Origin of the sequence: Acrocarpospora sp. B8E8 (genome assembly GCF_039871605.1) — a bacterium.
In the GTDB taxonomy this organism is placed as follows: Bacteria; Actinomycetota; Actinomycetes; order Streptosporangiales; family Streptosporangiaceae; genus Acrocarpospora; species Acrocarpospora macrocephala.
Genome location: NZ_JBDPLV010000014.1, coordinates 52400 through 65159, shown reverse-complemented (window position 1 = coordinate 65159; position 12760 = coordinate 52400). Strand labels below are relative to the sequence as shown.

Annotated in this window: 12 protein-coding genes; 8 read left to right on the top strand and 4 right to left on the bottom strand. The window is 69.0% G+C overall.

The window, feature by feature from the left end:
- Positions 1-61 precede the first annotated feature (61 nt).
- Positions 62-2248, top strand: a complete 2187-nt coding sequence (locus ABGB08_RS16055; RefSeq protein WP_347590951.1) for a BTAD domain-containing putative transcriptional regulator — start codon at positions 62-64, stop codon at positions 2246-2248.
- Positions 2249-2534: 286 nt separating this feature from the next.
- Positions 2535-2930 (top strand): hypothetical protein, encoded by a 396-nt coding sequence (locus ABGB08_RS16050; protein WP_347590949.1) that lies wholly within the window; start codon positions 2535-2537, stop codon positions 2928-2930.
- Here the strand turns inward: ABGB08_RS16050 and ABGB08_RS16045 are convergent.
- Positions 2906-4072, bottom strand: coding sequence for an ImmA/IrrE family metallo-endopeptidase (locus tag ABGB08_RS16045; protein WP_347590947.1), 1167 nt, complete (start codon positions 4070-4072; stop codon positions 2906-2908). The genes ABGB08_RS16050 and ABGB08_RS16045 overlap by 25 nt on opposite strands.
- Positions 4073-4497: 425 nt before the next feature.
- Between ABGB08_RS16045 and ABGB08_RS16040 the strand changes: the two genes are divergently transcribed.
- Complete coding sequence (locus ABGB08_RS16040; RefSeq protein ID WP_347590945.1) at positions 4498-4740, top strand: hypothetical protein; 243 nt, start codon at positions 4498-4500, stop codon at positions 4738-4740.
- A 1024-nt stretch (positions 4741-5764) separates the two neighbouring features.
- Here ABGB08_RS16040 and ABGB08_RS16035 read toward each other — a convergent pair.
- Positions 5765-5995 carry an SDR family NAD(P)-dependent oxidoreductase gene (locus tag ABGB08_RS16035; RefSeq protein ID WP_347590943.1) on the bottom strand — a complete coding sequence of 77 codons (231 nt, stop codon included), beginning with the start codon at positions 5993-5995 and terminating at the stop codon, positions 5765-5767.
- A gap of 434 nt (positions 5996-6429) precedes the next feature.
- On the opposite strand from ABGB08_RS16035, the gene ABGB08_RS16030 reads away from it, so the two are divergent.
- The 4 genes from ABGB08_RS16030 (at position 6430) to ABGB08_RS16015 (ending at position 10054) form a co-directional block, all read left to right on the top strand.
- The gene (locus ABGB08_RS16030; RefSeq protein WP_347590941.1) at positions 6430-7716 is read left to right on the top strand and encodes a Rieske 2Fe-2S domain-containing protein; all 1287 of its coding nucleotides are present in this window, start codon (positions 6430-6432) and stop codon (positions 7714-7716) included.
- 2 nt (positions 7717-7718) lie between these two features.
- The gene (locus ABGB08_RS16025) at positions 7719-8228 is read left to right on the top strand and encodes a hypothetical protein (RefSeq protein WP_347590939.1); all 510 of its coding nucleotides are present in this window, start codon (positions 7719-7721) and stop codon (positions 8226-8228) included.
- Positions 8229-8250: 22 nt separating this feature from the next.
- Positions 8251-9072: a 3-methyl-2-oxobutanoate hydroxymethyltransferase gene (locus ABGB08_RS16020; protein ID WP_347590937.1), complete on the top strand. Its 822-nt coding sequence runs from the start codon at positions 8251-8253 to the stop codon at positions 9070-9072.
- Between the two features lie 127 nt (positions 9073-9199).
- Entirely contained in the window at positions 9200-10054 is an 855-nt protein-coding gene (locus tag ABGB08_RS16015) for an alpha/beta hydrolase (protein WP_347590935.1), read from the top strand.
- Between the two features lie 111 nt (positions 10055-10165).
- On the opposite strand, the gene ABGB08_RS16010 is transcribed toward ABGB08_RS16015, so the two are convergent.
- The gene (locus ABGB08_RS16010; protein WP_347590933.1) at positions 10166-10618 is read right to left on the bottom strand and encodes an RpiB/LacA/LacB family sugar-phosphate isomerase; all 453 of its coding nucleotides are present in this window, start codon (positions 10616-10618) and stop codon (positions 10166-10168) included.
- A gap of 11 nt (positions 10619-10629) precedes the next feature.
- Positions 10630-11565, bottom strand: coding sequence for a hypothetical protein (locus ABGB08_RS16005; RefSeq protein WP_347590931.1), 936 nt, complete (start codon positions 11563-11565; stop codon positions 10630-10632).
- 82 nt (positions 11566-11647) lie between these two features.
- On the opposite strand from ABGB08_RS16005, the gene ABGB08_RS16000 reads away from it, so the two are divergent.
- Complete coding sequence (locus tag ABGB08_RS16000) at positions 11648-12757, top strand: alcohol dehydrogenase catalytic domain-containing protein (RefSeq protein WP_347590929.1); 1110 nt, start codon at positions 11648-11650, stop codon at positions 12755-12757.
- Positions 12758-12760 lie beyond the last annotated feature (3 nt).

Sequence of the window (12760 nt, the reverse complement as noted above, 5' to 3'; positions counted from 1 at the left end):
CAAGGTGATTTTTCGGGAAGGGCGGTAATGGATGCGGTTGGGAATTCTCGGTCCTCTGGCGTTGACCGTCGGAGGGGAGGCGGTTCAGCTTCGTTCGGTCAAACAGCGCATACTGCTCTCCACCCTGGCCGCTCACGCCGGGCGGAGCGTGTCCGTCCAGCGCCTCATGGAGTCGCTGTGGGAGTCACCCCCGGTGTCGGCCGCCGAGAACCTGCGGACGTACCTCTACCAGGTGCGCCGCGCGCTGGGCGACCTCGATCGCATCGCCCGCGAGCCCGGGGGATTCCGGCTGGTCGTCCGGCCGGGCGAGATGGACGCGGAAAGCTTCGAGGAGCTCGCCCGCGAGGGGGATCGCGCCCTGGCCGACGGGCGGCCGGCGCGGGCGAGTGAGGCGTACGGGAAAGGGCTGGCGCTGTGGCGTGGCCCGGCCTTCGGCGACCTCGCGGAGCTGCCGCTCGTGCGGCGGAGTGTGCTGCGGTTGACCGAGGCCCGGTTGCGGGTGGTCGAGCAGCGGATCACCGCGGACCTGGACCTGGGCCGCCACACCGGCCTCATCGCCGAGCTCACCGCCCTGGTCGCCGACCATCCGTTGCGCGAGCGGCCGCGCGCCCAGCTGATGCTCGCGCTCCACCGGTCCGGCCGCCAGGCCGACGCCTTGGGGGTCTACCGGGAAGGGCGCCAGATTCTGGTACGTGAACTGGGCCTGGAGCCGGGACCCGAACTCAGGGAACTGCACGAGGCGATCCTTCGTGCGGACGCCGCCTTGGGCCGGCAGCCGGCGACCGTCCGGTTGAGCCGGCCAGAGCGCCCGTCGCAGCTTCCGGCCGACATCGCCGCGTTCGCGGGCAGGCGGGAGAAGCTCGCCGAGCTGGATCTGCTGACGCGGGACCTGAGGATTCCGGTGCTGGTCGGGCTCACCGGCCTGGCCGGTGTCGGGAAGACCGCGCTGGCGCTCCGCTGGGCCCATTCCGCCAGCCACCGGTTCCCCGACGGGAAGCTCTTCGCCGATCTGCGGGGGTACGGCCCGCGGCCGCTCTCGCCCGGACACGCTCTGGATCGTTTCCTTCGTGCCCTGGGCGTGCGCCGGGTTCCCGGCGATCCCGATGAGCGGGCCGCCCTGCTCAGGAGCGTCCTGTCCGGGCGGCGCGTGCTCATCGTGCTGGACAACGCGCGCGAGGCCGCCCAGGTCCGGCCGCTGCTGCCCGGATCGCCGGGCAGCGCCGTGCTCGTGACCGGCCGGAACCGCCTCGACGGGCTGGCCGCCGGGGACGGCGCCCACCTGGTCCGGCTGGCCGGTCTGAACGCCCGTGACTCACTGGCCCTGCTCGCCGCGCACGGCGGGCCGGACGCCGATGCCCCGACGCTGGAGCGGCTGGCCGCCCTGTGCGCCGGTCTTCCGCTGGCGCTGCGTACCACCGCGGCGCGGCTGTCCGCCGACGTGCACCTCAGCGCGCGGGAACTGGCGGACCGGCTCGCCGTGGACGGCCGCCGGCTGGACGAGCTCAGCCATGGCGACGTGCGGGTGCGCACCGGCTTCGCGGTCACCTACGCCACCCTGACCGCCCCCGCGGCGGCGCTGTTCCGCGGGCTCGGCCTGCTGGAGGCGCCCGACTTCCCGGCCGGCGTGGGCGCGGCGCTGCTGGGCATCGACGCGGAGTCGGCGACCACGCTGTTGCGGGAACTGGTCGGCACCCACCTTCTCGAAGTCGCCGGCAAGGACGACACGGGCACCACCCGCTACCGTTTTCACGATCTCGTCCGCCTGTACGCCCGCGAACGCGCCGTCGCCGACGCGCCCCGGGACCGTGGTACGGCTTTCGCAGGTAGTGGCCCCAGTGGGTGGTCCTGGGGCCACTTCTCCCGCGCCGAAGGACGCTTAGTTGCTGATCGTCCCCGTGTGGCCGAGACACCCGTTGATCTTGAGGTAGTACCGGCCGTAGAGCCCGGGGATCGTCGCCTTGACGACCTGGCCGTAGGGCACCACGCCCGACCCGACCAGAGCGCCGTTCCCGGTGTCGTACACCTTCCAGCCGCCGGCGCAGATGTGGTTCCCGCGAGCCTCGACATAGATCTTATGGTCGCTGCTGGGCGGGATGACGCCTGTCGAGCAGGAAGAGACCACGATGCGGCACCAGGCACTGGCGGCGGCCGCCGGTCCGGCCGTGACGACCAGGGCGGTGAACGCCGCGGCGCCGACCGCGGCCATCTTCTTGAGGAGCGAGTTCACGGAAAGTGTCCCCTTTGCTGATCGAGATCACGGCAGGCCTGCCGTGCTGTTCACCACCGAGGTTCTCGACGTCAGGTACAAGCGGCGTATATCGGTCGTACAGCGGCCCGCAGTGGTAGAACCTTCGCCGGATCCGCGGTCGGTCGGACCCGGCGAATGTTTGTAGCGTTTGGGTGTAGTTCTCCAGCGATTCCGGCTCGAAGTCCCGCCACACCTGGTCGGGCGGGTGGTCAACAGCTACGTGAGCTGCCCGGACGAGCTTCGCGATGAGGTGGGAACCTGCTGTCCAGGGTGGAGGCTGCCGTCGGTGCGGACCGTGGTCATCGCTGATGAGGCGGCCGGTGCCGGCTTTCGTCAGCAGGTGGATGCTGGCGGCCTCCCCGAGGTGGTCGAGATTGTCGTCATCGCAGCCGACAGCGATCGCGGTGCGAATGCCCTCGATCGCGACCTGGTCGGCTTCGTCAGTGATCTCGATAGGGCGGCCCAGCCAGCTTATCGCCCAGTTGCAGGCTCGCCGGGGAGGCTTCCGCGTGCGCTGCCGGGTCAGTTCCGTCTGGACCGCGCGCGTCCACCCGGCGCGACCGGCGTACCGATTCTTGAAAAGCGCGGCGACCGGCGAGTAGTACGACAGATTGATGATCGAGCAGGTGTCGAACAGGAAGGCTGCTGGAGTCTCGGTCATAGATCAGCCAGGTCGTCCTGAACGGCGGGAGGCTTTATACCGGCGTCGGCGAGGCGCGCGAACAGGATGTCCGGGTCCTCGTCGAGTAATGAGCTGAGCACCCCGAGCCCCACACGGCCGCTTTGGTAGCCTTGCTGAGCGGCCATCCACAGGCGCGGCGGAAGGCGTCGGGTCTCGTCGGGGGTGGTCAGATCGTGTGGGGTGAGGTCGCCTGCGGCGCGAAGCACACTTGTCGGGGTCTGCGCCAGCCAGGCGTCGCGCTGGGCGTCGCTGAGCAGGCGAACTGAGCGGTCGGCGAGCCGGTAGACCAGCGCACGGTAGCTGACATCGAACTCCCGCATGAGCTCGCCGATAACACCCTCGTCGAGTGGGCGCCCGGCGATCACCTCGTGAAGCCCGTCGACGGGCATGAGCAGGGCCGCGGCGAAAGCGTTCGCGCGCTGCTCAGCGGGTGTTCTCACCATGAACACGTCAGTTTCGACGATGACCTCGCGAGGGTCGCCGAGGATGTGGTGAGCGAGCTCATGCGTGCCGGTGAAACGCTGATGCCCCCGGGGGTACGAAGAACTCACGAGCATGAGTGCGACATCCGCGCCGTGGGCGCAGAGGCCACTGACCGCCTTGCCTATCGGCCAAACCACTGCATTCAGCCCGAAATGCCGCTCGCAGAGGGCGAGCAGGTCCGCGATCGGCGCGCGGCCCAGGCCGAGCTCTTCACGAACGATCCCCGCCAGGCGTGTCCCCGCACGCACCGGGGACCCCTCAGATAGAAGCTCGGCTTCGGCCCGTCGCATAACGGTGGTGCCGGCCGTCGACGGCGATGACGGCCGCAACCCGACGGCGTCGCTCAGGGCCGCTTCGGACTCCAGGAGCTGCCTGACGCGGCGCCGGGCCGGGCGGGTCTCGTCCTGACCCGGCTCGCTCATCACGCGTGCGGCCAGCGCCAGGGTGCCCTTACGACTCACGCCGAGCACCTCCGCCAGTGTGACGCCGAGAACCTCGGCGACCAATGCGACCTCACTGACATCGAGCTTCCGAGTGCCATTCTCGATCTTCGAGACCTGGGACTTCGTCAGACCGAGTGCCTGGCCCAGCTCCGCTCCGGTGACGCCGCGCACCGCCCGCAGCGCAGCGATTCGCGCACCTACCGACTGCTCCTTCATGTCACCAACTTTGCCAGGCAGTTTCCAATTTGGCAACTATGATCATGTTAAGTTTCTGTCACGCAGCGCCTGCAGCCCAGGCCGATTGTTCGGTCTCATCCGACCTGAGGCACGTCTCGTTGATCATGAGGTATTCGCTCGGATGCCTCAGATACGTGAGACGGCCAGGCTGTGACCAGGCCCGACCGACAGCCCCGCGAGTGAAAGCGACGGCTGTGACCAGTGAGTCAACCTGGACTCCATGCGACTCATCCAAGCTGAGGCACCGCAGGTCAGGGCCTTCCTGTATCTCGAGTTCAACGAGACAGGACACCTGTCGCGCGAAACCCCCAACGCAGACCCCAACCCCCTGGCATACTGACATCCTCGAACAGTCGCAGGATCGCTGTCGCCGGTCCACCTAGCAAACGCAGGTGGACCCCGCCATGGCCGACATCCTTCGCGAACTCATCACCGCCATCGGCCTCCTCCGCGACCTTGTCGACGAGCTTCTCCTGCTCGCGCTGGCCGTCATCGGGATGTTCACCGCCATCCGACAGGCGCGCAACCACGAACGACGCAACACCTATCGAGGTCGCCACCGCGCCCCCCGATTACACCGCCGCGCCCGCACCTCATGCTCCACCACCAACAAACGATCAAGACGCCCCAGACGCCGACCACGCTGATCCAACACCGTCGTAGGCAGCCCAGCCGCATCACGCGCAAACCACCCCTCCCCCACCCACCCCTCCCCCCACCCACCGTCTAACCGACCCCACCGACACACCACACCGGCCCGCAGCCTCAACAAGATCCACAAACACACCACCAGCATGACCCAAAAACCGACGCCAAGTGCAGGCGGGGGTATCCCTCTAGATGTGGAAAGTGATCTTGCTGGGAAGCAAGTGATCTGTGGGCGGGGCCCACTTCTTCGGGGGAGAGTCATGTCGGTAATCGAGGGTGTCGGCGGTCGGATTCCGACCACGCTGGGTGAGCTCCGGTCTACGGTGAGAGATGTGGCCGGTGAGCAGCAGGAACGTCGTCGGGGGTTCGTCACCCAGCCTGATCAGTGTCCTGGCTCAGCGAACTTGATGCGGGCTCGCTACATCTGATTCGCAAGGAGCGGCGACCCGATGTCTCGGCTCGGCCAAACCGATGCCGCCCAGCCCGGCGCCGTCCGGCAAGGGCGGCACCACCTTCTGTCTGCATCACCTTCACTGAGTCGAGGAGCTTTCGACCGGCTCAACGCATCTGATGCACTGCAGCTCAGCGCTTCGCCGGTGCCTCAGATCAAATGAGACGGGACACCGATGAACGGCTCCCGGTGTGGAGCTTCTACATGGTCCCGTTGACCACCTGACGGTGATCCAGCCACCGGCTGCACCGATCAGGGTTGCCTGGAAGCAGAGGCGCGATGTGTTCCCAGGCGGCATTGGTTAACTCATGGCAACAAACCCGTGTGCTCATCCAGTCACGTCTTCGGCGGCGCAGTCCGTACTCTCACGCTGGCCACCGTCGGCCCCGTTAGCTTCCGGGCGTCCGGCGGAAGCGAGCTGGACATCCGCTGCGATCTGGCGTTGCGGGGTCGGCGTTTCAGCGGTCGCCGGGTACATGACGAGCAACCTCGCCGAGCTCGATCCTCGCGCTTACTGCGGATCGCCACAGTGCGTTACCGAGTTGCGGTGATCTGTCCAAACAGGTCCGTCGTCATACGGTCGAGGCGTGCTGCGGCGGCCGCATTCCTGCGACTGTGCTCAGATCGGCCTGGAGGAACACGGCCCTGCCCTCGGCGCCGAGCCGGTGCGCCTCGGCGAGGAAGGCACGCCCCTTGGCTTCCCCGCTGGCCACGGCGATCACGTTGTCCCCGCGCCGCAGGAGATGTAGCCCCAAGCCTTTGCCCATGCCATCCGTGCCGCCAGTGATCACGTATGTGCGCATTTCGAAGCACCCCTTAAGTCATCGGTCGATGACGAGAATGCTAGGACTGGCCTGGTCATGCTGCGCTCCGCGGGACGCCCGGCTATCCGCGATCAATTGCGTACGCAGATCTGCGAGGGCTATCTGCCTGACTTCGCCGAGCGGATAGGCGGCGAGAACCCAGCCCTGCGGGCCGAGCTAGTGGGCGCGCTGCTGTTCGACCTCAAGGTCCGCTACCCGGGAGGCCGACCAGCCCAGCGCCATGGCCGTCGCGCCCGAGGCCTAGAAGTTCCCCATCATGTCGCGCAGGTCGAGGGAAAGCCAGGGCCTCGATCTGCGCGGCTCGCCTTCAGGCACAGGTCAACGCGTGTTGGCGCCGTCTTGCGCAAACTGTCAAATGGTATGATGATTAGCTCTTAAGGATGGCGGTGTCGCACCAAGGGAAGGAACAGCGGATGCTCAGACAGGAGCTCAACGAGCTACTGACGCAGACGGGGCCGGGCACGTCCATGGGTGCCCTGTTCCGGCAATACTGGATGCCTGCGCTGCTCGCGGAGGAACTGCCGGAGAACGACTGCCCGCCCGTGCGTGTGAAGATCCTCTCCGAGCGCCTCATCGCCTTCCGCGACAGCGACGGCCGGTACGGGCTGATCGACGAGTTCTGCGCCCACCGGGGAGCGTCGCTGTGGTTCGGCCGCAACGAGCAGGGCGGCCTGCGCTGCAGCTACCACGGCTGGAAGTACGACGTGACCGGCCAGTGCGTCGAGGTCCCCTCCGAGCCGGAGAACAGCAACTTCTGCAGCAACGTCAAGCTCACCGGATATCCGCTGGTCAAGGTCGGGGACATCCTGTGGACGTACATGGGCGACCTGGCGAAGCGTCCCGGCCTGCCCGAGTTCGAGTTCGCCCAGGTGCCGCCGGAGCAGACCTTCACCTCCAAGCGCTGGCAGGAGTGCAACTGGCTGCAGGCGCTCGAGGGCGGCATCGACTCCAGCCACGTCTCCTGGCTGCACTCCGGCGCGTTGAAGACCGACCCGCTGTTCAAGGGCGCCCGGGGCAACCAGTACAACATGAAGGACCTGAAGCCGTACTTCGAGGTCGCGGAGGCGGACGGGGGCCTGTTCGTCGGCGCCCGGCGCAACGCGGAGGAGGGCACGTACTACTGGCGCATCACGCCGTGGATCATGCCGAGCTTCACGATGGTCCCGCCGCGCGGCGACCATCCGGTGCACGGGCACATCTGGGTCCCCATCGACGACGAGAACTGCTGGGTCTACACCTTCGACTACCATCCGGTCCGCCCGCTGACCGACGCGGAGCGGCAGGCCATGATGGACGGCTTCGGCGTGCACAGCGAGAACATCCCGGGCACGTACCGGCCGGTGCGCAACAAGGACAACGACTACCTGATGGACCGCGAGGCGCAGCGGCGCGGCGAGGACTACTCCGGGATCAGGGGCATCGCGATCCAGGACTCCTCGCTGCAGGAGAGCATGGGCCCGATCGTCGACCGTTCCAAGGAGCGGCTGGTCCCCGCCGACAGCGGGATCATCAAGGCGCGGCAGAAGCTGCGCAAGGCGGCGATCGCGCTCCGGGATGAGGGGGTGACCCCGCCCGGGGTCGACCCGGCGCACCACCGGGTGCGGTCGGCCGCCGTCGTCCTGCCGCGCGAGGAGTCGTTCCTGGAAGCGTGCCGCGACGCCGTGACGGTCACCCCGGGCGTCCCGCAGGCCTCGGTGTGACGATGGCCGGCCAGCCGATCCTGCTCAACAGCTGCGCCCGCGCCGCCACCGCGGCCGAGGCCCGCTTCAGGATCAACGTACCGATCGCCCCCGCCCGGGCGACCCGCGTCGTGGCGCTCGACGAGGCGGCGGCCGCCGTCATCCGCCGGGCCGCCGAGGGGCGCTGGAACAACGCCCGCTTCTTCACGCAGGCCGCGCCCGCGCCCGCCGCCGACGGCGACGTCGCGGACGTCGTCCTGCGGTCCGTCGACGGGACCGAGTCGTGGCTGAGCGACGAACTGGTCGGCGTCGACGCGGCCGTCATGGTCGCCACGGCCAACGACGGCGCCGCGGTCGCCGCCGCGATCGGCGACGCCTGCACGCTGGGCGGGATCATGACCGCCGGTCTGGTGCTGACCGGCGGGCGGGACACCCGGCTGGCGGTCGCCGCGCTGCGCCCGCACGCCCGGGTCCTGCTGGTGAGCGAGGACGAGAACGACGTGACCGAGGTGCTCACGGCGCTGCGGGCCTAGAGCCGGTACTGAAAGGTCGACAATGAGCAGCCAGATTACGGTCCCCGCGGTGCAGGCGATGAAGCGGGCCCGGAAGAAGATCGTCGGAGTGGTGGTGTGGGACTACCAGATGGCCCGCATCGTCGACCGGGCCGGCGTGGACATCGTCTCGGTCGGCGACACGGTGGGCATCAACCTCTGGGGGCAGCCGAACCCCTTCGAGGTGACGATGGACCAGATGATCGTTGTCGCCCAGGCGGTACGGCGGGGGGTCACCCGGGCGCTGGTCAGTTGCGACTTCCCGTTCGGGCCGCTGCAGGAAGGGCCGGCCAGTGCGGTACGAGCCGCGATCAGGCTGGTCAAGGAGGCCGGCGTCGACATGGTGAAGCTGGACGGCGCCGCCGACCACCTGGACGCGGTGGCGGCCGTCGACCGCGCCGGCATCCCCGTCTTCGCCCAGTTCGGGATCACTCCGCAGACGGCGCTGCGGTACGGCTTGCCGTATTCGGCCAACCCGGGCTCCGGCGCGCAGGTTCCGGCGGAGATGACCGAGGCTCTCGTCGAGGAGGCCAAGCGGCTGGAGGCCGCAGGAGCGGCGCTGCTGAACTTCACCAACTCCGGGCCTGTAGTCGGCGCCGCCGTCGCGGGTGCTGTGTCGATTCCGGTGGTCGGGGGTCATGGCGGCGGACCGTGGCTGGACGGGCGGATGCGAATGGCCACCGCGGCTATCGGCTATGCGGAATCGGCGCTGGACGACCCACCCGAGACCTACGCGAACGTCGCCCGGATCAGCTATGACGCCATCACCGCCTACGCCGAGGACGTACGCGCTGGGCAGCAGATCAAAGGCGGCCTGCGCGCCTGATGGCGGCCCGGCGTCCATCTCATCGGTCGCCTGCGCGCCGCACGACGGCCAGGGCAATCCATCTCACCGGACGTCCTGGCCGCCTGACGACGGACCGGGCGTCCACCTCACTGGAACGGAGTTCGCCGTGCCCACCGCACTCATCGACGGCATCGTCACCGACTACGAAACCCTCGGCGAAGGGCCGCCGCTGCTCATGTTCTCGCCCGGTGGCTTCAACGCCGTCCGGGACAACTGGCGGTCGCAGGGCGTCTACCGGCGGTTGAACCTGCTCGACCAGCTGGCCACCAGGTACACCTGCGTCACCTTCGACAAGCGCGAGTCCGGGCGGTCCGGTGGCCGGGTCCAGCGCATCGGCTGGCTCGACTACGCGGTGCAGGGCAAGGGACTGATCGAGCACCTCGGTTTCGCGCGGGCGCATCTGATGGGCGGCTGCGTCGGCTGCTCCATCGTCACCACATTCGCGGTCGCCTATCCGGAGGCGGTGGCGAGCATGGTGCTCTACTCCCCGGCCGGTGGCCCCCGGTACCGGCTCACCCAGCACGAGCGGCTCGGCCGTCACCTGGCGTACGTCGCCGAGCACGGCCTGGCGCAGGTCGTCGCGCTCGCCGGTACTACCGACGCCGCCTTCACGCAGGATCCCCGACTCGGCCCGTGGGTGACCGTGCTGCGCCGGGATCCGGGCTTCGCCGAGGCGTACACGCGGCTGGACACCGGCCGCTACACCGCGCTGGTGGCGGGTATGGCCCGGGTGCTGTTCGACCGGGACACCGCGCCGGGTGCCGAGCCGGAGGATCTCATGCAGCTGGACGTTCCGGCGCTGGTGGTCCCCGGCGAGGACGCCTCGCACGCGCCGTCGGCCGCCCGCTACCTGCAGGAGTGCCTGCCGCGGGCGGAGTACTGGGACGCCCCGGTGAGCGAGCAGACGGAGCAGAGCGCACCGGCCCGGGTGTTGGAGTTCCTGGACGCGAACAAAATCTGATCTTCGCAGCCGCGAACGTGGCTGATCTTCACTGACGCGAATGCGGGCTGACCGATTCGAGGGCTCACCGATTCGAGGGCTGGTCGATTCGCCGTCCGGCCGAGTTGTCCGTCAGTCGAGCGGCTCGCCGCGCTCCAGCGCCGCGATCTGGTCGAGCCGCCGCTGGTGCACTCCGCCCTTGAACGGCGTGGTGAGCCACACCTCGGTGATCCGCACGGCCGCCTCCTCGTCGATCACCTTGGCGCCGAGGACGAGGACGTTGCTGCGGTTGTGGGCGCTGGAGATCTCGGCGAGGAACTCCGAGTGGCACAGCCCGGCGCGGATGCCCCGGATCTTGTTGCAGGCGATCGCCTCGCCGCCACCGGTGCCGCCGATCACGATCCCGCGTTCGGCGCGGCCGCCGGCGACCTGCTCCCCGACGGACGCGCACAGGGCCGGGTAGTCGACGACGTCGCCGCCGTGGGTTCCCCGGTCGTCGACCTCATGGCCCCGATCCGCGAGCCAGGCGGCGAGCCGCTTCTTCATGGCCACTCCGTTGTGGTCCGCGGCGATGACGATCCGCATGGCCTACCTCCTCAGGCGATCAACTGGTGGGTGCTTTCCGGGAAGAGCTCCGCCATGGCAGGCGGACGTTCGATGATCCGTTGCCGGACGGCATGGCGGATCAGCTCGTCGATCATCGGCCGGTTCGGGGCGATGCCGTACGGCAGCGGATCCGCGCCGGTGATGTCCATGACCCGCCGGTGCATCCGGTCGATCCGGGTGGGCGCTCCGATCGCGTCGCGGCGGAGGCGGTCGACGTAGCGCCGTTTGGCTTCGGCGAACGCCTCGAAGAGGGCGGGCGCGAGCCCGGGGTGCTCTGCGAGCAGCGCGTCCTTGACCACCACGAGGTGGTTGATGGGGTAGAGGCCGCGGCGGCGCAGCGCGTCGAAGGCGGCCTCCTCGGCGTCGGGGATGAGGGTCGGGAACGCGTCCGACTCCACCCCGATCGCCGCGGCGAGGTCGCCGTCGGCCAGCATCGTCTCCAGGTCGGAACCGGCCGGAACGTCCGCCACGTTGCCCGGCGGGCGGTACTCGGCCACGTGCTCGTCGCCGGAGCGCACCCAGGTCACCTGGTCGAGGTCGACGCCGTACTCGTCGGCGAGGATGCCGCGAGCCCAGACGCCGGTGGTGACGGTGTAGCCGCGGCTGACGCCGACCCGCCGGCCGTGCAGCGCGGTCGGCGTGCGGACCTCCGCGCCGCGCCGGATCGCGCCGTGGTGCAGCCCGCGCACCAGGAAGACGGGCAGGGCCGTGAAGGGTTTGCCGTGCGCCTTCGCGCACAGGTAGGTGGTGAACGCCATCTCGCACACGTCGAACTCCAGCGTGCGCACCATCCGGCGGAACGCCTGGACCAGGACGGGCACCTCCTGGAAGGCGAGGGTGAAGCCGTCGGGCGTGACGGCGCCGTCCTTGAGGGCTGCGTTGTTGCCCTGGGTGCGGGTCACGGCGGTGAGCGGTACGAGCGCCATGGTTGGAGACCGTAGCACGTCTTATGGTATTACCATAATACCTTCAGCTAGAGTGGCCGCACCGTTGAGATGAGGAACGTTCATGGCAGAGCAGGTGGTGGCAGCCGTGCGCACGGCCCCCGGCACGACCGAGTTCCGTGAGTACCCGATGCCGGACATTCCCGACGACGGCGCGCTGCTCAAGGTCGAGGTGGCCGGCATCTGCGGCACCGACGTCAAGATGTACGGCAAGCCGGTGATCAAGGACCCGGTCATCATGGGCCACGAGAACGTCGGCGTGATCGCCCGCGCGGGCCGGACCTTCCGGGAACGGCAGGGCCTGGCCGAGGGCGACCGGGTCTTCGTCGAACACTACGTGCCGTGCCGCCGGTGTGAATGGTGCCACCTCGGCGAGTACCGCCACTGCGAGGCGACCGACTGGCGGACGAACCCGGACGCGCGCCGCTACGGCTACACCTCGGCGGAGAATCCGTACCACCTCTGGGGTGGTTTCGCCCAGTACATGTACCTGCCGTGGAACGCTGTCCTGCACCGGGTGCCGGACGGAGTCTCGGCGGAGCGCGCCGGGATCGCCACGCCGATGTCGAACGGCATCGAGTGGGCGCTGTTCGACGCGGGCGTGGGCTACGACTCGACGGTGCTCATCCAGGGGCCGGGGCAGCAGGGCCTGGCCCAGACCGTCGCGTGCAAGCAGGCGGGCGCCTCGCGCGTCATCGTGACCGGCACGACGCGGGACGCGGCCCGGCTGGAGCTCGCCAGGACCCTGGGCGCGGACCACGTCATCGACGTCCAGGCGCACGACCCGCTGGAGCAGATCATGGACATCACCGGGGGGAAGGGCGTCGACGTGGTGCTCGACTGCACCTCGGGCGCGGGCGTCGCCCCCGTTCTGCTCGGCATCGACGCGCTGAAGCGGCGGGCCGGGACGCTGCTGATCCAGGGGGAGATGGCCGCCTTCCCCGACTTCCCGGTGAAGAAGGTGACCGAGAAGGCCATCACCATCAAGAGCGCTCGCGGGCACAGCTACCGGTCCTGCGAGCTGGCCCTGGCGCAACTGGCCTCGGACCGCTTCCCGCTGGACCTGCTCACCACGCACACGTTCGGCCTGCACGACGTGGACAGCGCGGTCCGCACGGTGGCAGGACAGGGCGATCCCGGCGCCATCCACGTGTCCGTGCTGCCGAACGCCTGACCG

Excerpts from the sequence above, each read along its gene's own strand:
- ABGB08_RS16005 (WP_347590931.1), bottom strand. The coding sequence starts at position 11,565 with ATGGCGCTCGTACCGCTCACCGCCGTGACCCGCACCCAGGGCAACAAC.
- ABGB08_RS16025 (WP_347590939.1), top strand. The coding sequence starts at position 7,719 with ATGGCCGGCCAGCCGATCCTGCTCAACAGCTGCGCCCGCGCCGCCACC.
- ABGB08_RS16040 (WP_347590945.1), top strand. The coding sequence starts at position 4,498 with ATGGCCGACATCCTTCGCGAACTCATCACCGCCATCGGCCTCCTCCGC.
- ABGB08_RS16045 (WP_347590947.1), bottom strand. The coding sequence starts at position 4,072 with ATGAAGGAGCAGTCGGTAGGTGCGCGAATCGCTGCGCTGCGGGCGGTG.
- ABGB08_RS16000 (WP_347590929.1), top strand. The coding sequence starts at position 11,648 with ATGGCAGAGCAGGTGGTGGCAGCCGTGCGCACGGCCCCCGGCACGACC.
- ABGB08_RS16010 (WP_347590933.1), bottom strand. The coding sequence starts at position 10,618 with ATGCGGATCGTCATCGCCGCGGACCACAACGGAGTGGCCATGAAGAAG.
- ABGB08_RS16035 (WP_347590943.1), bottom strand. The coding sequence starts at position 5,995 with ATGCGCACATACGTGATCACTGGCGGCACGGATGGCATGGGCAAAGGC.
- ABGB08_RS16030 (WP_347590941.1), top strand. The coding sequence starts at position 6,430 with ATGCTCAGACAGGAGCTCAACGAGCTACTGACGCAGACGGGGCCGGGC.
- ABGB08_RS16020 (WP_347590937.1), top strand. The coding sequence starts at position 8,251 with ATGAGCAGCCAGATTACGGTCCCCGCGGTGCAGGCGATGAAGCGGGCC.